The sequence below is a fragment of the Pseudomonas sp. PHC1 genome (assembly GCF_046487845.1).
Lineage (GTDB): Bacteria > Pseudomonadota > Gammaproteobacteria > Pseudomonadales > Pseudomonadaceae > Aquipseudomonas > Aquipseudomonas sputi.
Genome location: NZ_JBJXHJ010000030.1, coordinates 1 through 17,496, shown reverse-complemented (window position 1 = coordinate 17,496; position 17,496 = coordinate 1). Strand labels below are relative to the sequence as shown.

Annotated in this window: 16 protein-coding genes; 11 read left to right on the top strand and 5 right to left on the bottom strand. The window is 60.8% G+C overall.

What is annotated here, in order from left to right; translation table 11 throughout:
• Positions 1-28 precede the first annotated feature (28 nt).
• Positions 29-1,570: a phosphoenolpyruvate carboxykinase gene (locus tag ACKJSM_RS26370; protein ID WP_007952682.1), complete on the bottom strand. Its 1,542-nt coding sequence runs from the start codon at positions 1,568-1,570 to the stop codon at positions 29-31.
• Positions 1,571-1,751: 181 nt separating this feature from the next.
• Positions 1,752-2,654, bottom strand: coding sequence for an Hsp33 family molecular chaperone HslO (hslO, locus tag ACKJSM_RS26365; protein ID WP_011331968.1), 903 nt, complete (start codon positions 2,652-2,654; stop codon positions 1,752-1,754).
• 104 nt (positions 2,655-2,758) lie between these two features.
• On the opposite strand from hslO, the gene ACKJSM_RS26360 reads away from it, so the two are divergent.
• Complete coding sequence (locus ACKJSM_RS26360) at positions 2,759-3,559, top strand: phosphatase PAP2 family protein (protein WP_410239287.1); 801 nt, start codon at positions 2,759-2,761, stop codon at positions 3,557-3,559.
• A gap of 69 nt (positions 3,560-3,628) precedes the next feature.
• On the opposite strand, the gene ACKJSM_RS26355 is transcribed toward ACKJSM_RS26360, so the two are convergent.
• Positions 3,629-4,036 (bottom strand): RNA-binding S4 domain-containing protein, encoded by a 408-nt coding sequence (locus ACKJSM_RS26355; protein WP_236181341.1) that lies wholly within the window; start codon positions 4,034-4,036, stop codon positions 3,629-3,631.
• A 116-nt stretch (positions 4,037-4,152) separates the two neighbouring features.
• Here ACKJSM_RS26355 and ACKJSM_RS26350 point away from each other — a divergent pair, with 116 nt between their 5' ends.
• From ACKJSM_RS26350 to rimK, 3 genes are read left to right on the top strand one after another with little or no spacing between them, the layout of a single operon-like run.
• Positions 4,153-4,932, top strand: coding sequence for an EAL domain-containing protein (locus ACKJSM_RS26350; RefSeq protein WP_410239304.1), 780 nt, complete (start codon positions 4,153-4,155; stop codon positions 4,930-4,932).
• A 49-nt stretch (positions 4,933-4,981) separates the two neighbouring features.
• A complete protein-coding gene (locus ACKJSM_RS26345; protein WP_172829514.1) occupies positions 4,982-5,428 on the top strand; it encodes an ATP-dependent zinc protease in 447 nt (148 codons plus the stop codon).
• On the top strand, positions 5,425-6,330 hold the full coding sequence (gene rimK, locus ACKJSM_RS26340) for a 30S ribosomal protein S6--L-glutamate ligase (RefSeq protein WP_236181342.1): 906 nt from the start codon (positions 5,425-5,427) through the stop codon (positions 6,328-6,330). The genes ACKJSM_RS26345 and rimK overlap by 4 nt, the downstream gene beginning before the upstream one ends.
• 35 nt (positions 6,331-6,365) lie before the next feature.
• On the opposite strand, the gene ACKJSM_RS26335 is transcribed toward rimK, so the two are convergent.
• Both ACKJSM_RS26335 and ompR read right to left on the bottom strand, forming a co-directional pair.
• Positions 6,366-7,679, bottom strand: coding sequence for an ATP-binding protein (locus tag ACKJSM_RS26335; RefSeq protein ID WP_236181343.1), 1,314 nt, complete (start codon positions 7,677-7,679; stop codon positions 6,366-6,368).
• A 114-nt stretch (positions 7,680-7,793) separates the two neighbouring features.
• A complete protein-coding gene (gene ompR / locus ACKJSM_RS26330; RefSeq protein WP_007952694.1) occupies positions 7,794-8,534 on the bottom strand; it encodes a two-component system response regulator OmpR in 741 nt (246 codons plus the stop codon).
• 360 nt (positions 8,535-8,894) lie between these two features.
• Here ompR and ACKJSM_RS26325 point away from each other — a divergent pair, with 360 nt between their 5' ends.
• From ACKJSM_RS26325 to tauD, 7 genes are all read left to right on the top strand, one after another.
• A complete protein-coding gene (locus ACKJSM_RS26325) occupies positions 8,895-11,219 on the top strand; it encodes a Tex family protein (protein WP_236181344.1) in 2,325 nt (774 codons plus the stop codon).
• Positions 11,219-11,602 (top strand): PaaI family thioesterase, encoded by a 384-nt coding sequence (locus ACKJSM_RS26320; RefSeq protein WP_236181345.1) that lies wholly within the window; start codon positions 11,219-11,221, stop codon positions 11,600-11,602. The genes ACKJSM_RS26325 and ACKJSM_RS26320 overlap by 1 nt, the downstream gene beginning before the upstream one ends.
• A gap of 256 nt (positions 11,603-11,858) precedes the next feature.
• Positions 11,859-13,442, top strand: coding sequence for a glutamate--cysteine ligase (gene gshA / locus ACKJSM_RS26315; protein WP_410239286.1), 1,584 nt, complete (start codon positions 11,859-11,861; stop codon positions 13,440-13,442).
• 238 nt (positions 13,443-13,680) lie between these two features.
• The gene (gene tauA / locus ACKJSM_RS26310; RefSeq protein ID WP_007952702.1) at positions 13,681-14,658 is read left to right on the top strand and encodes a taurine ABC transporter substrate-binding protein; all 978 of its coding nucleotides are present in this window, start codon (positions 13,681-13,683) and stop codon (positions 14,656-14,658) included.
• Between the two features lie 16 nt (positions 14,659-14,674).
• Positions 14,675-15,469, top strand: coding sequence for a taurine ABC transporter ATP-binding subunit (gene tauB / locus ACKJSM_RS26305; protein WP_410239285.1), 795 nt, complete (start codon positions 14,675-14,677; stop codon positions 15,467-15,469).
• Positions 15,466-16,305 (top strand): taurine ABC transporter permease TauC, encoded by an 840-nt coding sequence (tauC, locus tag ACKJSM_RS26300; protein WP_410239284.1) that lies wholly within the window; start codon positions 15,466-15,468, stop codon positions 16,303-16,305. Before tauB ends, tauC begins: the two co-directional genes overlap by 4 nt.
• Positions 16,306-16,363: 58 nt before the next feature.
• On the top strand, positions 16,364-17,206 hold the full coding sequence (gene tauD / locus ACKJSM_RS26295; protein ID WP_236181349.1) for a taurine dioxygenase: 843 nt from the start codon (positions 16,364-16,366) through the stop codon (positions 17,204-17,206).
• Positions 17,207-17,496: the final 290 nt, after the last annotated feature.

The following is a 17,496-nucleotide window of genomic DNA, read 5'->3' as shown; positions in this document are numbered from 1 at the left end:
GGCTTTTTCATTCGCTACAAACCCAGTCTTACAACTTAGGCCCGGCAGCCTTGATCGCGTCGCTCACTTCGAACTTCTTGAAGTTCTCGATGAACAGACCGGCCAGTGCTTTGGCAGCTTCGTCGTACGCAGCCTTGTCAGCCCAGGTGTTGCGTGGGTTGAGCAGGTTGGTTTCGACGCCCGGTACGGCCAGTGGCACGTCCAGGTTGATGGTGTCCAGGTGCTCGGTGGCTGCACCGATCAGCGCGCCGCTCTGGATCGCTGCGATCACCGCACGGGTGGTCGGGATGTTGAAGCGTTTGCCGACGCCGTAGCCGCCGCCGGTCCAGCCGGTGTTGACCAGGTAGACCTTGGAGCCGAAGCCGCGGATGCGCTTGATCAGCAGTTCAGCGTATTCGCCGGCCGGACGCGGGAAGAACGGTGCGCCGAAGCAGGTGGAGAAGGTCGACTTGATGCCGCTGCCCGAACCCATTTCAGTCGAGCCCACCAGAGCGGTGTAGCCGGACAGGAAGTGATACGCCGCTTGCTCTTCGTTGAGGATCGACACTGGCGGCAGGACGCCGGTCAGGTCGCAGGTCAGGAAGATCACAGCGTTCGGCTCGCCGCCCAGGTTCTTCTCGGAACGCTTGGCAACGTGCTCCAGCGGGTAGGCCGCGCGGCTGTTCTGGGTCAGGCTGACATCGGCGTAGTCGGCGTGCTTGGCGTCGTCGATCACGACGTTTTCCAGCACCGCGCCGTGCTTGATGGCTTTCCAGATGACCGGCTCGTTCTTCTCGGACAAGTCGATGCACTTGGCGTAGCAGCCGCCTTCGATGTTGAAGACAACGCCTTCGCCCCAGCCGTGTTCGTCGTCACCGATCAGGTAACGGCTTTCGTCGGCGGACAGGGTGGTCTTGCCGGTGCCCGACAGACCGAAGAACAGGGTCACGTCGCCTTCTTCGCCGATGTTGGCAGCGCAGTGCATTGGCAGCACGTCAGCGGCCGGCAGCAGGAAGTTCTGCACGGAGAACATGGCTTTCTTCATTTCACCGGCGTAACGCATGCCGGCGATCAGCACTTTCTTCTGGGCGAAGTTGATGATCACGCAACCGTCGGAGTTGGTGCCGTCACGCTCAGGCACGCACTCGAAGTTGGCAACGTTCAGCACTTGCCACTCTTCGCGACCGGCCGGGTTGTACTGGGCCGGGTTGATGAACAGGCAACGACCGAACAGGTTCTGCCAGGCAGTCTGGGTGGTCATCTTCACGGCCAGGTAGTGATCTTCGGCCGCGCCTACATGCACGTGGGAAACGAAATGCTCTTGCGCGTTGTTGAATGCTTCAACACGAGCCCACAGCGCGTCGAACTTGTCGGCCGGGAACTTGCGGTTGATCGGGCCCCAGGCGATGGCAGCCTGGGTGGAAGGCTCTTCAACGATGAAACGGTCGACTGGCGAACGGCCGGTGCGGTGACCGGTGCGAACAACCAGAGCGCCGGTATCGGCAAGCTCGCCTTCACCGCGGTTCAGGGCTTCTTTTACCAGATCATCAACACTCAGATCGGTGTACACGGCGTTATTGGCTTGCGTCATGAGGTTCCCCGTCGGCCAGTGGCCGAGTGTGCTCCAAACGTTTTGTAGTAGAAAGTCGCGCACTACTACCGCGAAAAAAGTGGGCCGGATTATGCCAGAAAAGCCCAAAAAGAGTAGGGCCCTCCCGTCGTAACGGCGTAATTCCGTCGTTGAGCAGTGAATTTACCTGCGCTGAACCGTTTTAGTGCCGGGTATCTGACGGCGTCTCGACGCCCGCGCCAGCGAACAATTGAGCGATATCTGCCGCGTCGAACAGGTAGCGCTGGTTGCAGAACTGGCAATCGATCTCGACTTGGCCACCTTGCTCGGCCACCAGTGCCTGCGCATCTTCCAGCCCCAGGCTGACCAGTGCATTGCCCGAACGCTCGCGAGAGCAGCTGCAGTGGAAGCGCAGCTTCTGCACATCGAACAGACGGACCTGCTCTTCATGGTAGAGGCGGTGCAGAACCGTTTCGTTGTCCAGGCTCAACAGTTCATCCGCGGTCAGGGTGTTGCCCAGCGCGGTGATGTGCTGCCAGCTGGCGGCGCGTTCTTCTTCGTCTTTCAGGCGATCAGCCGGCAACTGTTGCAGCAGCAGACCACGGGCACGGCGGCCGTCGGCGCACAGCTTGAAGCGGGTGCCGACCTGCTGGGACATGACGAAATAGTTGGTGAAGCAATCGGACAGGGTTTCGCCGTCGAGGTCGACGATGCCCTGATAACGCTGACCGGCGATCGGGTCGACGGTCAAGGCCAGGACACCGTTCGGCATCAGGTCGCCAAGGGTTGCGTCAGCCGGAATCTGCTCGGCGTGATAGCGCGCCAGGCCACGGATTTCGCGCTCGCTGGAGCATTCAATCATCAGCAGCGGGATCGGGCCTTCGGAGCGGGCCTGAAGAATCAGCAAGCCATCGAATTTCAGGGTCCCTACCAGCAACGAGGCGGCGGCCATCAGTTCGCCCAGCAATTGCGCAACCGGTTCCGGGTACGGGTGCTTGGCGAGCACTTCGGCATAGCTGCGCTCCAGCGACACCAGTTCGCCGCGCGTGTCGCTGTCATCGAAGATGAAGCGTTGGGTGTAATCGGTATCGAGGAAATCGGTCATAGGTCTGGGTATCTGAATGTGATGACAAAATGGTTACAAAGAATGAAAATCCCGCGCTTCTGGCATCCTTTTTGATGCCGATGTTCAGCCACGGGAGGCATTTTATGAACAATCCGGGTTTGTTCCAATCAAGGTGGAACCTCGGCCGGCTGGTTCTGTGCAACGTTGTGCCATTGGCACTACTGGCTTTCTGGTTATGGCCTACGGGTCAGATGCTGTGTGTGATTTTCGACGAGTGGCTGTTCCGCTCACTCAACGCACCGCTGGCCAGCAACCCCATATGGCTCCACATCTGGGCAATTGCAAGTCTGCGACCGTTCGACATCGTCGTCGGTCTGATTCTGCTGACGCTGCTGATCAAGGGCGACTGGGTGTTCAGGGCGATTGACGTGCGCCGCGCCTTTTTTGGTTTTTTCTCGATCCTGCTGCTGATGGTGGTGATCCGCGCGCTGTTTTCCAAGTTCTCCGATTACATGGGCTGGCAGCACAGCAGCCCGTCGATGGTGCTCGAAGGCGCCGTGCATATCAGCGATTACTTCCCGCATCTGGAGAAGACCTGGGAGCTGAAGGATCGCTCGAGCCAGAGCTTCCCCGGTGACCACGCTTCGGTACTGTTGATCTGGGCGCTGTTCATGGGCGTGTTCAGCCGTACGGTCGGTCAGTTTCTGGTGATCTGGGGCCTGGCACTGCTGTTCATGTTGCCGCGTCTGGTCGCCGGTGCTCATTGGGGCCAGGACGATTACATCGGCGGCATGCTGCTGGCGGTGTGGGCACTGGGCTGGGGTTACTACACGCCGTTTGCTTACCACGCGGCAAACTTCTGGCTGAAGGTCACGGCGCCGGTTTTCCGGCTGCTGGGCAAGCTGCCGGTGGTTTCGCGGATGAGTGTGGTGTCCGCGCAATAATCGAACATTGCTGAACAAAAAACGCAGCCACCGGCGGGTCTTGTACCCAGGCCGGCAGGCTGCGTTTTTTTATTCACCGCTACTGTTCCCACGAAATTTAAACAGATCCCGACGCTGCTTCTTGCTCGGTTTGCCGTCGGTGGTCACCCCCAGCGCGCCTGCCTTGCGCATCGCCGCAGACGCTTCGCGCTTGGCGATGCTGGCCTCGGTCTCGGCATACAGCGTCTGTGCCTCAGGTGCGCCGCGACGCACGATCGACAGGGCCTGAACCACGACGGTCTTTTCATCGAAACCGGTACGAATCTCGAACTCATCGCCAATCCGTGGTTCTTTGCCAGGCTTGCAGCGCTCTCCCCGACAATGCACCTTGCCACTCTCGATGGCGGCTTTGGCCAAAGCGCGAGTCTTGAAAAAACGCGCGGCCCACAGCCACTTATCGAGACGAACCTTGTCGTCCTCTTCGCTTTTTTGTGCCATATGAATTCCTCGTTCAGCCAGTAGTCGGAACTGTACTACCGATTCTGTCGGGCGCAAGAACTCGGCCCTCCAGATAAACTGTGATCTTCGCCGGTTCAACGGCATGGAGTGATCGAGTGACCAAATTTCCGTCTTCATTGACCTCGCCCACATCCGGGTGCCTGGGTTGCCAGCAAAGCGAACCGCTGGGCTTCGACTTTTCCTTCGCTTATCAGCCCATCGTGGATCTGCGTGACAAGTCGGTGTATGCCTACGAGGCACTGGTCCGTGGTGCGGCCGGTGAAGGCGCATTAACGGTGCTGGATCAGGTTACAGAAGATAACCGCTACCGTTTCGACCAGCTCTGCCGGACTCGCGCCATCGAAGGCGCAGCCGAGCTCAATATGCAGACACACTTGTCGATCAACTTCATGCCCAACGCCGTCTATCGTCCAGAGTTATGCATTCGCAGCACCCTGGAGGCCGCGAGGAAACACAATTTTCCGATCGACCGGCTGATTTTCGAAACACTGGAAAGCGAGCACGTAGATAACTATCGCCATTTGACCAATATTCTGCGTGAATACCGCGAATTCGGCTTCAAGACGGCCATCGACGATTTCGGTGCCGGCTATTCGGGGCTCAATCTGCTGGCCGATTTCCAACCGGACCTGATCAAACTCGATATGGCGCTGATTCGCGATATCGACCATGACCGTGTTCGTCAGGCTATCGTTCGGGGGATTGTCACAATCTGTGCGGAGTTGAACGTTACAGTCATCGCCGAGGGCATCGAGAGCGCCGGTGAACGGGATTTCCTGGCGGACTGCGGAATATTTCTGATGCAGGGCTACTGGTTCGCCAAACCCGCATTCAAAGCGTTGGCCCAGGTGCCCCCTGAGGCGTGGACGCGTTAATCGTTGGTTTTTTCCATTGAAGACATTTGACCATTTGACCGTTATCGGTCTGCGCGAGTGGGTGGCGCTTCCGGATCTGGGAGTCGCCGGCCTTCGGGCAAAAATCGACACCGGCGCCAGCACCTCAAGCCTGCACGCCACCGACATCGAGCCGTTCGAACGCGACGGCGAGAAGTGGGTGCGCTTCACCGCGCACCTGGGCACCGTCGTGCAGCTGCGCCATCGACGTTGTGAAGCGCCGCTGGTCGCCCGCAAGACCATCAAGAGTTCGAATGGCCAGGCCCAGGTGCGCTACGTGATCAGCACCACCCTGGCCCTGGGTGACCGGGTCTGGCCGATCGAGTTCACCCTCGCCTGCCGCAAGTCCATGCGCTACCGCCTGTTGCTCGGTTCCAAAGCCCTGATCGACGGCCATCTGGTGGTCAATCCGGGCATCAAATATGTACAAGACAAGCCGGTGTTCCCGGTATCTACCTCCTCCACAGGTGTTGCATGAAGATCGCTGTGCTGTCGCGGAACCCGCGTCTGTATTCCACCCGCCGTCTGGTCGAAGCCGGTACCGAACGCGGGCATGAAATGGTGGTGATCGACACCTTGCGCGCCTACATGAACATTGCCAGCCACAAGCCGCAGATCCACTACCGCGGCAAACCGCTGGAGGGTTTCGACGCAGTGATCCCGCGGATCGGCGCGTCGGTGACGTTTTATGGCTGCGCGGTGTTGCGTCAGTTCGAAATGATGGGGGTGTTTCCGCTCAACGAATCGGTGGCGATCGCCCGCTCGCGGGACAAGCTGCGTTCATTGCAATTGCTGTCGCGCCGTGGCATCGGTTTGCCGGTGACCGGCTTCGCCCACTCGCCGGACGACATTCCTGATCTGATCGACATGGTCAACGGCGCGCCACTGGTGATCAAGGTGCTGGAAGGCACTCAAGGCATCGGCGTGGTGTTGTGTGAGACCGCTACCGCGGCGGAGTCAGTGATCGAGGCGTTCATGGGCCTTAAGCAGAACATCATGGTGCAGGAATACATCAAGGAAGCAGGCGGCGCCGACATCCGCTGCTTCGTGGTCGGCGACAAGGTGATCGCGGCGATGAAGCGGCAGGCCAAGCCCGGCGAGTTCCGCTCCAACCTGCACCGAGGCGGCAGCGCCAGCCTGATCAAGATCACCCCGGAAGAGCGCATGACTGCGTTGCGCGCGGCCAGGGTGATGGGGCTGACGGTAGCGGGTGTGGATATTCTGCGCTCCAACCACGGGCCGCTGGTGATGGAGGTGAACTCGTCACCGGGCCTGGAAGGGATCGAAACCACCACGGGCAAGAACGTGGCGGGGATCATCATCGAACACCTTGAGAAGAATGGCGGGCCGAACATGACCCGGACCAAAGGCAAGGGTTGAACCTTGCACCAGGCGGCCGCGAGGCCGCCTGAAATTCAAACCGCGTCTCTCGGCAGCATCAGTCCCAACGGCAACCGAACCCGCGCCTCCAGTCCGCCACCGGAGCGATTGCGCAGTTCAACATTGCCGCCGTGCATCGAAGCAATCCGCTTCACGATCGCCAGCCCCAGACCGGTGCCTTTTCCGCCCCGCGCCCGATCTCCTCGGGTGAACGGGTTGAAAATCGCCTCAAGCTCCGATGGGGCGATTCCCGCCCCACGGTCCATCACGCTCAGCACCACGTAAGGCGCACTCGTGTCACCGGACACATAGGCCGCGACATCCACGCTCCCCCCGGCATGATTCAGCGCGTTGCCAATCAGGTTGTTCAGCAAACGCTTCATCGACACCCGACGCAACGGGAACGGCTGGATCGGCTCCAGGCGCAGGCGCACTTTCTCCTCGCCCTGGTTGTACGGTGCCGCGACTTCACGCACCAGATCGCTGAGATCCACTTCCTCCACCGACTCATCCCGACCATCGCGAATGAACGCGAGGAACTGGTCGAGGATTGCGTCCATGTCTTCGATGTCGCGCACCATATCGTTGGTCAGATCCGTGCGATCCCCCATCAACTCCAGCGACAGCCGCAAACGGGTCAGCGGCGTTCGCAAGTCATGCGAGACCCCCGCCAGCATCAGCTCCCGCTCGCGGCCGGCCTGCTCGACGTCTTCAGCCATCTGGTTGAAGGCACGATAAACCTCGGCCATTTCGCTGGGGGTGTCACTGATCGGCAGGCGCACGCTGCGGCCCTGGCCAAGTTGCCGGGCGGCGTAGACCAGACGTTTCAACGGCTGATTGAGCTGGCTGACGAAAATCCACGCAGACGCCGTAGACAGCAACCCGATGGCCAGGAACCAGCCGAGCACGTTCCAGATTTTCTGGCCACGCAACGGGTGTGGATACAGTGGCACTTTCAGCCAGCCGTCACCGAGGCTCGGCGCACGAACCCACAAGGCCGGCGGCGAGTGCATACGCAAACGCACTTCGGTGTCGGCACCCAACTCCGCCTGCATCTGCCGCTGGTAGATTTCACTGTAGGGCCAGTGCTGTTCACCTTCGGGCACGCCGGCACCGACTACACGGATCAAGGTCGCGGCATCGGCGATTTTCGCGCGGTTCTCTTCGTCGGCGGCCCAGTAGGCACGCAGCGTCAGGGCGACGCCATGGCTGTATTGGCGGTCGACCAGCACGTCCTCGTTCATCAACAGATAAACCAGGGTCAATGCCTTGGAAAACAATACGACGATGAGCACCAGCCACAGGGTGCGGGAGAAGAAACTTTGGGGGAACCAGACGGGGGTTTTCATGGATAACCGCTACACACTTGCAGGAGCGAGCAATGCTCGCATATTGCGGATTGCGAGTCTGCGCAGGCGGCACTTTCGACCGTTCCCCGCAGACCCGCTCCTACAAATCACCCATCACTTGGTGGAGTTGCCATCCGGCACGAACACGTAGCCGACACCCCAGACGGTCTGGATATAGCGCGGCTTGGACGGGTCAGGTTCGATCATCCGGCGCAGACGGGAAATCTGCACGTCGATGGAACGCTCCAGGGCATCCCACTCCCGGCCACGGGCCAGGTTCATCAACTTGTCGCGGGTCAGCGGCTGACGGGCATTCATCACCAGGGCCTTGAGCACCGCAAACTCACCGGTGGTGAGCATGTGCACTTCGTCGCCGCGCTTGAGTTCGCGGGTGGCCAGGGACAGCACGTAATCGCCGAACGTGACGTTTTCTTCTTCACTGCCCGGCGCGCCCGGCACTGGTGCGGCCTGACGGCGCAGTACGGCCTTGACGCGGGCCATCAGCTCGTCCGGGTTGAACGGCTTGGCCAGGTAGTCGTCGGCGCCCAGTTCCAGGCCCTTGATACGGCTCAGCTCGTCACCCTTGGCGGTGAGCATGATGATCGGAATCTGATTGTTCGCGCCACGCAGGCGGCGGCAAGCGGTCAGGCCGTCTTCGCCCGGCAGCATCAGGTCGAGGACGACCAGGTTGAACACTTCACGCGACAGCAGACGATCCATCTGCTCGGTATTCGGTACGGCGCGGGCACGGTAGCCCTTGCTGACGAAGAAGCGTTCCAGCAGGCTGCTCAGCCCCGGATCGTCGTCAACGATGAGAATTTTTTCGCCTTCAGCAGTTTGTGCAGTGCTGCTCATTGGATGCTCCTTTTAGCTCGGCGCGCATTATGGCGTAGCTGCCGTTATACGCACCGTGTGCATTGTTAGCAGATTTTTCCTTCACTGCCAGAAAACCGGGGCTTGGGCCTACAGACTGTGTCGCCCCCGAATGACAGAACGCTGGTTATAATGCGCGGCCTTTTGTGCCAGGCAACGTCTGAATCGTTACCGCAGGTGGCCGTCCTTTATTTTCCGGGTCGCCGCAGTAATTGTTCGATTTCACGGGTCAATGGGATGCCTTTTGACCCAGGCAGCGGCAAGCGTCAGGCCGCCCCACCAGACTCCGGGCCCTTGTTTACGTGCCTGCGAGCCTGCTTTCACAATTTGTCAGGTGGTTTTATGGACAGCATCAACAGCCGCATCGCCGAGGAACTCGGCGTACGCCCACAACAGGTCGAAGCGGCCGTCGCGCTACTCGATGAAGGCTCTACCGTTCCCTTCATCGCCCGTTACCGGAAAGAAGTGACCGGCAGCCTCGATGACACCCAACTGCGTCATCTGGAAGAGCGTCTGCGCTACCTGCGAGAACTCGACGAACGGCGCATCAGCATTCTTTCCAGCATTCAGGAGCAGGGCAAACTCACCCCTGAACTGGAACGCGAAATCAAACTCGCCGACACCAAGACCCGCCTCGAAGACTTGTACCTGCCGTACAAGCAGAAGCGCCGCACCAAGGGCCAGATCGCCCTGGAAGCCGGCCTCGGCGAACTGGCCGACGGCCTGTTCAACGACCCGTCGCTGACCCCGGAAACCGAAGCCGCGCGCTTCGTCAACGCCGAAAAAGGCGTGGCCGACGCCAAGGCTGCACTGGAAGGCGCCAAGTACATCCTCATGGAGCGCTTCGCCGAAGACGCCAACCTGCTGGAAAAACTGCGCACCTACCTGAAGCAGGAAGCCACTCTCAGTGCCCGCGTGATCGCCGGCAAGGAAGAGGAAGGCGCGAAATTCCGCGATTACTTCGAACACGACGAACCACTGAAAAGCATGCCGTCGCACCGCGCACTGGCGATTTTCCGCGGCCGCAACGAAGGCATTCTCAGCTCCGCGCTGAAAGTCGGCGAAGAGCTGCCGGGCACCCTGCACCCATGCGAAGGCATGATCGGCCAGCATGTCGGCATCCAGAACCAGAACCGTCCGGCCGACAAATGGCTCGGTGAAGTGGTGCGCTGGACCTGGAAGGTCAAGCTCTACACCCACCTGGAAACCGACCTGCTCGGCGAGCTGCGCGACGGCGCCGAAACCGAAGCGATCAACGTGTTTGCCCACAACCTGCACGACTTGCTGCTGGCCGCCCCGGCCGGCCCGCGCGCCACCCTGGGTCTCGACCCGGGCCTGCGTACCGGCTGCAAGGTCGCGGTGGTCGACTCCACCGGCAAACTGCTCGATCACGCGACGGTTTACCCGCACGTGCCGCACAACAAATGGGATCAGACCATCGCCATCCTGGCCGCCCTGTGCGCCAAGCACTCGGTCGATCTGATCGCCATCGGCAACGGCACCGCCAGCCGTGAAACCGACAAGTTGGCGATCGAGCTGATCAAAAAATACCCAGCGATGAAAATGACCAAGGTCATGGTCTCCGAGGCCGGTGCATCGGTGTATTCGGCATCGGAACTGGCAGCCAAGGAATTCCCGGATCTGGACGTGTCGATCCGTGGCGCGGTCTCGATTGCCCGTCGTCTGCAGGATCCACTGGCCGAACTGGTGAAGATCGACCCGAAATCCATCGGTGTCGGCCAGTACCAGCACGACGTGTCGCAGCTGAAACTGGCACGCGGTCTGGACGCCGTGGTCGAGGACTGCGTGAACGCCGTGGGCGTGGACGTGAACACCGCCTCCGTGGCACTGCTGGCGCGGATCTCCGGCCTCAACGCGACTCTGGCGCAGAACATCGTGGCCCACCGGGACGAGCACGGCGCGTTCAAGACCCGCGCGGCACTCAAGAAAGTCGCGCGTCTGGGCGAGAAAACCTTCGAACAGGCTGCCGGCTTCCTGCGAGTGATGAACGGCGACAACCCGCTGGACTCCTCGGCCGTTCACCCGGAGGCCTATCCGTTGGTGCAGCGCATCGCCGCCGAGACCGACCGCGACATCCGCTCGCTGATCGGTGACGCCGCGTTCCTCAAGCGTCTGGATCCGAAGAAATTCACCGACGAGACCTTCGGTCTGCCAACCGTCACCGACATCCTGCAGGAATTGGAAAAGCCGGGGCGCGACCCGCGTCCGGAATTCAAGACCGCCGAGTTCCAGGAAGGCGTCGAGGACCTGAAGGACCTGCAACTGGGGATGATCCTCGAAGGCGTAGTGACCAACGTGACCGCGTTCGGTGCGTTCGTCGATATCGGCGTGCACCAGGACGGTCTGGTGCACATTTCGGCGCTGTCGGAGAAATTCATCAAGGATCCGCGCGAAGCGGTGAAGGCCGGTGACGTGGTGAAAGTGAAGGTCATGGAAGTCGACATCCCGCGCAAACGCGTCGGCCTGTCGATGCGCATGAGCGACACCCCGGGCGAGAAGATCGACGGTGCCCGTGGTTCGCGTCCGGGCTCGGCGCCACGCCAGTCCCAGGGTTCGGCTCCGCGCAAGGAAACCACCCCGGCGGCGCCGGTCAATAACGCAATGGCCTCGCTGTTCGCCAACGCCAAGCAGTTGAAGAAACGCTGATGGACATGCCGGTCGGGCTCGTCGAGAGCGCGTTTTTCAAGCTGTTGGGCTGCCGTCTGCACAGCCTGGAAACCGGGGTGGCGCAAGTCGCCCTGGCGCTGGAACCCGAACTGCGCAACCGCGGCGGCAAGCTGCACGGCGGTGCGCTGTTCAGTCTGGTGGACATTGCCATGGGGCTGGCCTGTTCCAGCACCCACGGTTTTGACCAGCAGAGCGCGACCATCGAGTGCAAGATCAACTACATCCGCGCCGTCTCTGAAGGCGAGGTGATGTGCACGGCGCGGGTGATCCACCCGGGCCGGCGCACGCTGGTGGTCGAAGCCGACGTGATGCAGGGCGACAAACTGGTCGCAAAAGCGCAAGGCACGTTCGCTGTCCTGTAGATGTTGTTCATCATTTTGAGTTAATTTCGGCGCTGTGATCGCAGCGTCGAGCTTTTCTGTGGGAGCGGGCAAGCCCGCTCCCACAGGGACCGCGTAATCTTCGCGTGCATCGGCCAGATTCAGGGAGTGAAGTTGGCGTTTCAACGGGGGCTTCAGAGCCCGAAAAACCAGGCGAAAACGCCAGTTTCAACTTCACCCTTGTAGACCGTCCTGCCCACCCCCATATTGGGGCGACTGACGCGTGAAGGAATCCAAATTGAGCGAACTTCTCAACCGCCGCCTGGCTCTGCTCGGCGAGCGCGCTAACCTCTCTCTGCTTGAGCAGTGCCTTCACGGTATCGAACGTGAATGCCTGCGCGTGACCGGCGAAGGCCGCCTGGCCCAAACGCCGCACCCGGAAAGCCTGGGTTCCGCGCTGACCAACGAACAGATCACCACCGACTATTCCGAGTCGCTGCTGGAATTCATCACGCCCGCCCTGCCAGACCCTGCCGATACCCTGGCGAGCCTGGACAAGATTCATCGCTTTGCCTACAGCAAGCTCGGCAACGAGTACCTGTGGAGTCCATCGATGCCGTGCCCGTTGCCGGCCGAGGAAGACATTCCGATCGCCTATTACGGCAGCTCCAACATCGGTCAGCTCAAGTACGTCTACCGCAAGGGCCTGGCCCTGCGTTACGGCAAGACCATGCAGTGCATCGCCGGGATTCACTACAACTTCTCCCTGCCGGAAAAGCTCTGGCCGCTGCTGAAAGAAGCCGAAGGCTTCGTCGGCACCGACCGGGATTTCCAGTCGTCGTCCTATATCGCGCTGATTCGTAACTTCCGGCGCTACAGCTGGCTGCTGATGTACCTGTTCGGTGCTTCACCGGCGCTGGATGCCGGTTTCCTGCGTGGTCGCCCGCACCAGCTGGAGCAACTGGATCCGGACACCCTGTACCTGCCCTACGCTACCAGCCTGCGCATGAGCGACCTCGGTTACCAAAGCAACGCCCAGGCCGGCCTGACCCCGTGCTACAACGACCTGACGAGCTACACCGATAGCCTGCGCAAAGCGGTGGCCACGCCGTACGCGCCGTACGTCGAAGTCGGCACGCACCAGGATGGCGAGTGGGTGCAACTGAACACCAACATCCTGCAGATCGAAAACGAGTACTACTCCAACATCCGCCCGAAACGCGTGACCTACACCGGCGAGCGGCCGATCCAGGCCTTGATGGCCCGTGGCATCCAGTACGTCGAAGTGCGCTGCCTGGACATCAACCCGTTCCTGCCGATGGGCATCGACCTCACCGAGTCGCGCTTCCTCGATGCGTTTCTGCTGTACTGCGCGCTGAACGAAAGCCCGCTGCTGACTAACATCAGCTGTGGCAACGCCACGTCGAACTTCCTCAGCGTGGTCAAGGAAGGCCGTCGTCCTGGCCTGCAATTGCAGCGTGACGGCCAACCGGTCGAGCTGAAGGCGTGGGCTGCCGAACTGCTGGAGAAAATCGCTCCGCTGGCGGCGCTGCTGGATCAAAGCCATGGCGGCGATGCCCATAGCAAGGCGCTGGATGCACAGCTGGCCAAGGTCAAGGATTCGTCCCTGACGCCTTCGGCCCAGGTGTTGGCAGCCATGGCCACGCACAAGGAAAGCTTCGCGCAGTTCTCCCTGCGCCAGAGCCAGGCCCACGCCGAGTTCTTCCGCAGCGAGCCGTTGGCGGCTGAAGAGCAAGCGAGGTTCGAAGAACTCGCGCGCTCGTCGCTGGCACAACAGGCTGAGCTGGAGCAGAACGAGGTGGGCGATTTCGACGTGTTTGTCGGGTCGTATCAGGCGAGTATTCTGGCGATCAGTAACTGACACTTCCTTCCCTGATCGTTGATCGTTCCCACGCTCTGCGTGGGAACGATCAAAAAAGCCTCCAGGGACGCGGAGCGTCACGCACTGAATCCCCACGCAGAGCGTAGTAACTATCAGGTTTTGTCAGTTAGATTTTTCCGCTCATAAGCTCATTCTAAATAGTTATTTATTTTTAGATTCTTAGATCATTTAGTCTCCTTTCACGCCGACGCTCGGTCGCCTGATATGGAGCTTTTCAATGAAACTGAATTTCCCGCTTCGCCTGCTGGCCGTGGCCTCTCTGGCTGCTGCGAGCTTCCTGGCTCAGGCCGCCGACCTCACCGTCGCCTACCAGACCACCGTTGACCCGGCGAAAGTCGCTCAGGCCGACGGCGCCTATGAAAAAGCCACCAAGGCCGACATCAACTGGCGCAAATTCGATAACGGTGCCGACATCATTGCCGCCATCGCGTCCGGTGACGTGCAGATCGGTTACCTCGGTTCCAGCCCGCTGACCGCCGCGATCACCCGCAAGGTCCCAGTGGAAACCTTCCTCATCGCCACCCAGATCGGCGCCGCCGAAGCGCTGGTCGCCCGCGACGGCTCCGGCATCAAGACCCCGCAGGATCTGGTCGGCAAGAAAATCGCCGTGCCGTTCGTGTCCACCGGTCACTACAGCCTGCTGGCCGCGCTGAAGCACTGGAACATCGACCCTTCGAAAGTCACCGTCCTCAACCTCGCCCCGCCGGCGATCATTGCCGCGTGGAAACGCGGTGACATTGACGCCACCTACGTCTGGGATCCGGCCCTGGGTGTGGCCAAGGAAAACGGCAAAGTGCTGATCACGTCTGGTGAACTGGCCAAGTTCGGCGCGCCGACCTTCGACGCCTGGATCGTGCGCAAGGACTTCGCCGAGAAGCACCCGGAAATCGTCACCGCCTTCGCCAAGGTCACCCTCGACGCCTACGCCGACTACCGCAAGGACCCGAAAGCCTGGCTGGCCAATCAAAGCAACGTCGACAAGCTAGTGAAACTGTCGGGCGCCAAGGCCAGCGACATCCCATTGCTGCTGCAAGGCAACGTCTACCCGCTGGCGGCGGATCAGGTCAGCGACCTCGGTGCACCGACCACCAAAGCCATCACCGATACCGCCGCGTTCCTCAAGGAACAAGGCAAGGTCGAAGCGGTACTGCCGGACTACGCGCCGTACGTCAGCGCCAAGTACATCACCAACTGATCGGGAGTTGACTGCGATGGCCTTGCTACAGCTGGAGCGCATCAGCGCACAGTATCCCGGCAGCCCGGAACCGGTACTGTCCGACATTTCCCTGACCCTCGGCCCGCAGCAATTGCTGGTGGCCCTTGGCCCGTCCGGCAGTGGCAAGACTTCACTGTTGAACCTGATTGCCGGCTTCGTCGAACCGAGCGCCGGCCGCATCACCCTCGATAACGTGCCGGTCGAAGGCCCGAGCGCCGAACGCGGCGTGGTGTTCCAGGACGACGCCCTGCTGCCCTGGCAGGACGTGCTGGCCAACGTCGCCTTCGGTCTGGAACTGGCCGGTGTGGCCAAGGACAAACGCGAACTGCGTGCCCGGGAAATGCTCGCGCTGGTCGATCTTTCCGGTTTTGAACACCGTCGCATCTGGCAGCTTTCCGGTGGCCAGAAACAGCGCGTCGGCCTGGCCCGCGCCCTCGCGGCGGACCCGCGTGTATTGCTGATGGACGAGCCCTTCGGCGCCCTCGATGCCTTCACCCGCGAACAGATGCAGGAACTGTTGCTGCAAGTCTGGCAACGCACCGCCAAACCGGTGTTCCTGATTACTCACGACATTGAAGAAGCGGTGTTCCTCGCCACCGACCTGATTCTGCTGGCGCCGAATCCGGGGCAGATCGTCGAGCGTCTGCACCTGGACTTCGGCCAGCGTTATGCCGCCGGTGAGTCGGCACGGGCGATCAAGTCCGACCCGCGTTTTATCGAAACCCGCGAACACGTGCTCGCCAAAGTGTTCTCGCAACGCAGCGCCGTTCAGCGGCAGGAGCGCGCATGAGCAGTTACGACGTTTCCGCCACCGCCGTGAAACCCGCCGCCACATCAGTGGCGATTCCCGTGCGTCGCCGCCTCAGCACCCGCTGGATCAGCCTGCTGACCCTGTTCGCCTTGCTAGTGATCTGGTGGGCCGTCACGGCCACCGGTCTGATCGAACCGCTGTTCCTGCCGCCGCCCTCCGCCGTGCTGCAAAAAGGCTGGTTGCTGGCGACCACGGGCTATATGGATTCGACGTTGTGGCAGCACTTGGGCGCGAGCCTCAGTCGCATCGGCCTGGGCCTGGGTTTTGCGATTTTGACCGCGGTGCCGATAGGCATTGCCATCGGCGCCAATCGCATCGCCCGTGGTGTGCTCGATCCGCTGATCGAGTTCTACCGCCCGATTCCGCCACTGGCTTATCTGCCGTTGATTGTGATCTGGTGCGGTATCGGTGAGTTGTCGAAAGTGCTGCTGATCTACCTGGCGATTTTCGCCCCGATCGCGATTGCCACCGCCACCGGCGTGCGCACCGTCGACCCGGCCAAATTGCGCGCTGCGCAATCGTTGGGCGCCACTCGCGCACAACTGATCCGCCATGTGATTTTGCCGAGCGCCCTGCCGGACATTTTGACCGGAGTGCGCATTGGCCTGGGTGTCGGCTGGTCGACGCTGGTCGCCGCCGAACTGATCGCGGCCACCAGCGGCCTGGGCTTCATGGTGCAGTCGGCCGCGCAGTTTCTGGTCACCGATGTGGTGGTGCTGGGGATTCTGGTCATCGCCCTGATCGCCTTCGCCATGGAAATGGGCCTGCGCGCCCTGCAACGCAAACTGGTGCCATGGCACGGCCAGGCCCACTGATTTTTTCAGCACTGACAACCCCGACAGTTTCGGGGCCCCGGAATTGAAGAGAACCACCATGAGCAGCCTGAACATCACCCCGTTAAGCTCGGCCCTCGGCGCACAGATCAGCGGCGTCGACATCAGCCAGCCGCTGAACCTGGAACAGCGCGACGCCATCGAGCAGGCACTGCTCAAATACCAGGTGCTGTTCTTCCGCAATCAACCAATCGAACCGTCGCAGCAAGCGCGTTTCGCCGCCTACTTCGGCGACCTGCACATTCACCCGATCTACCCGAACGTGCCGGAACAACCGCAAGTGCTGATCCTCGACACCGCCGTCACCGACGTGCGCGACAACGCGATCTGGCACACCGACGTGACCTTCCTGCCGACCCCGGCCATGGGCGCGGTGCTCAGCGCCAAGCTGTTGCCGGAGTTCGGTGGCGATACGTTGTGGGCCAGCGGAATTGCCGCATATGAAGCGCTGTCAGCGCCGATGAAAGCACTGCTCGAAGGACTGACCGCGACTCACGATTTCACTCGCTCGTTTCCGCTGGAGCGCTACGGCAATACCCCGGAGGCACTGGCGCAGTGGGAAGAAGCACGACGCAAGAACCCACCGCTGTCGCACCCGGTGATTCGCACGCACCCGGTGAGCGGACGCCGTTCGTTGTTCGTCAACGAAGGGTTCACGTCGAAGATCAATGAGCTCTCGGAAACCGAGAGCGAAGCGGTGTTGAAGTTCTTGTTCGCGCATGCGACACGGCCGGAGTTCACCATTCGCTGGCGCTGGCAGAAGGATGACATCGCGTTCTGGGACAACCGCGTGACGCAGCATTACGCAGTGGATGATTACCGCCCGGCGCGGCGGGTGATGCAGCGGGCTACGGTGTTGGGGGATGTGCCGTTTTTCAGGTGAAAGCCTCAACGAGAAAACTTACCCTCCTGAAATGTTCCGCTTGTCGGAGCACTGTACAAAGAAACAGCCTTCGCTTTCATAACGAATAAAAATGAAGTAAAAATCCGCTTACCGAATAGTGAGTGGTGAATCGCATGGTCACAAAAGAAGAAATCCAGGGTTTCATTCGTGCGCAGGTCGACAGGGAGTTCTTTGATGAACTAGAGGTCCTGATGTAGTGGTCAACTAATCCCGGACACGACTTTAAGTTTTTCTTCGGCGCGAGCTGGTGCCAACCCACCATTGAATTG

Coding starts and splice junctions, on each gene's coding strand:
- ompR (WP_007952694.1), bottom strand. CDS start 8,534: ATGAGCAGCACTGCACAAACTGCTGAAGGCGAAAAAATTCTCATCGTT.
- rimK (WP_236181342.1), top strand. CDS start 5,425: ATGAAGATCGCTGTGCTGTCGCGGAACCCGCGTCTGTATTCCACCCGC.
- tauC (WP_410239284.1), top strand. CDS start 15,466: ATGAGCAGTTACGACGTTTCCGCCACCGCCGTGAAACCCGCCGCCACA.
- ACKJSM_RS26355 (WP_236181341.1), bottom strand. CDS start 4,036: ATGGCACAAAAAAGCGAAGAGGACGACAAGGTTCGTCTCGATAAGTGG.
- ACKJSM_RS26360 (WP_410239287.1), top strand. CDS start 2,759: ATGAACAATCCGGGTTTGTTCCAATCAAGGTGGAACCTCGGCCGGCTG.
- ACKJSM_RS26325 (WP_236181344.1), top strand. CDS start 8,895: ATGGACAGCATCAACAGCCGCATCGCCGAGGAACTCGGCGTACGCCCA.
- tauA (WP_007952702.1), top strand. CDS start 13,681: ATGAAACTGAATTTCCCGCTTCGCCTGCTGGCCGTGGCCTCTCTGGCT.
- ACKJSM_RS26320 (WP_236181345.1), top strand. CDS start 11,219: ATGGACATGCCGGTCGGGCTCGTCGAGAGCGCGTTTTTCAAGCTGTTG.
- ACKJSM_RS26335 (WP_236181343.1), bottom strand. CDS start 7,679: ATGAAAACCCCCGTCTGGTTCCCCCAAAGTTTCTTCTCCCGCACCCTG.
- ACKJSM_RS26370 (WP_007952682.1), bottom strand. CDS start 1,570: ATGACGCAAGCCAATAACGCCGTGTACACCGATCTGAGTGTTGATGAT.
- hslO (WP_011331968.1), bottom strand. CDS start 2,654: ATGACCGATTTCCTCGATACCGATTACACCCAACGCTTCATCTTCGAT.
- tauD (WP_236181349.1), top strand. CDS start 16,364: ATGAGCAGCCTGAACATCACCCCGTTAAGCTCGGCCCTCGGCGCACAG.
- tauB (WP_410239285.1), top strand. CDS start 14,675: ATGGCCTTGCTACAGCTGGAGCGCATCAGCGCACAGTATCCCGGCAGC.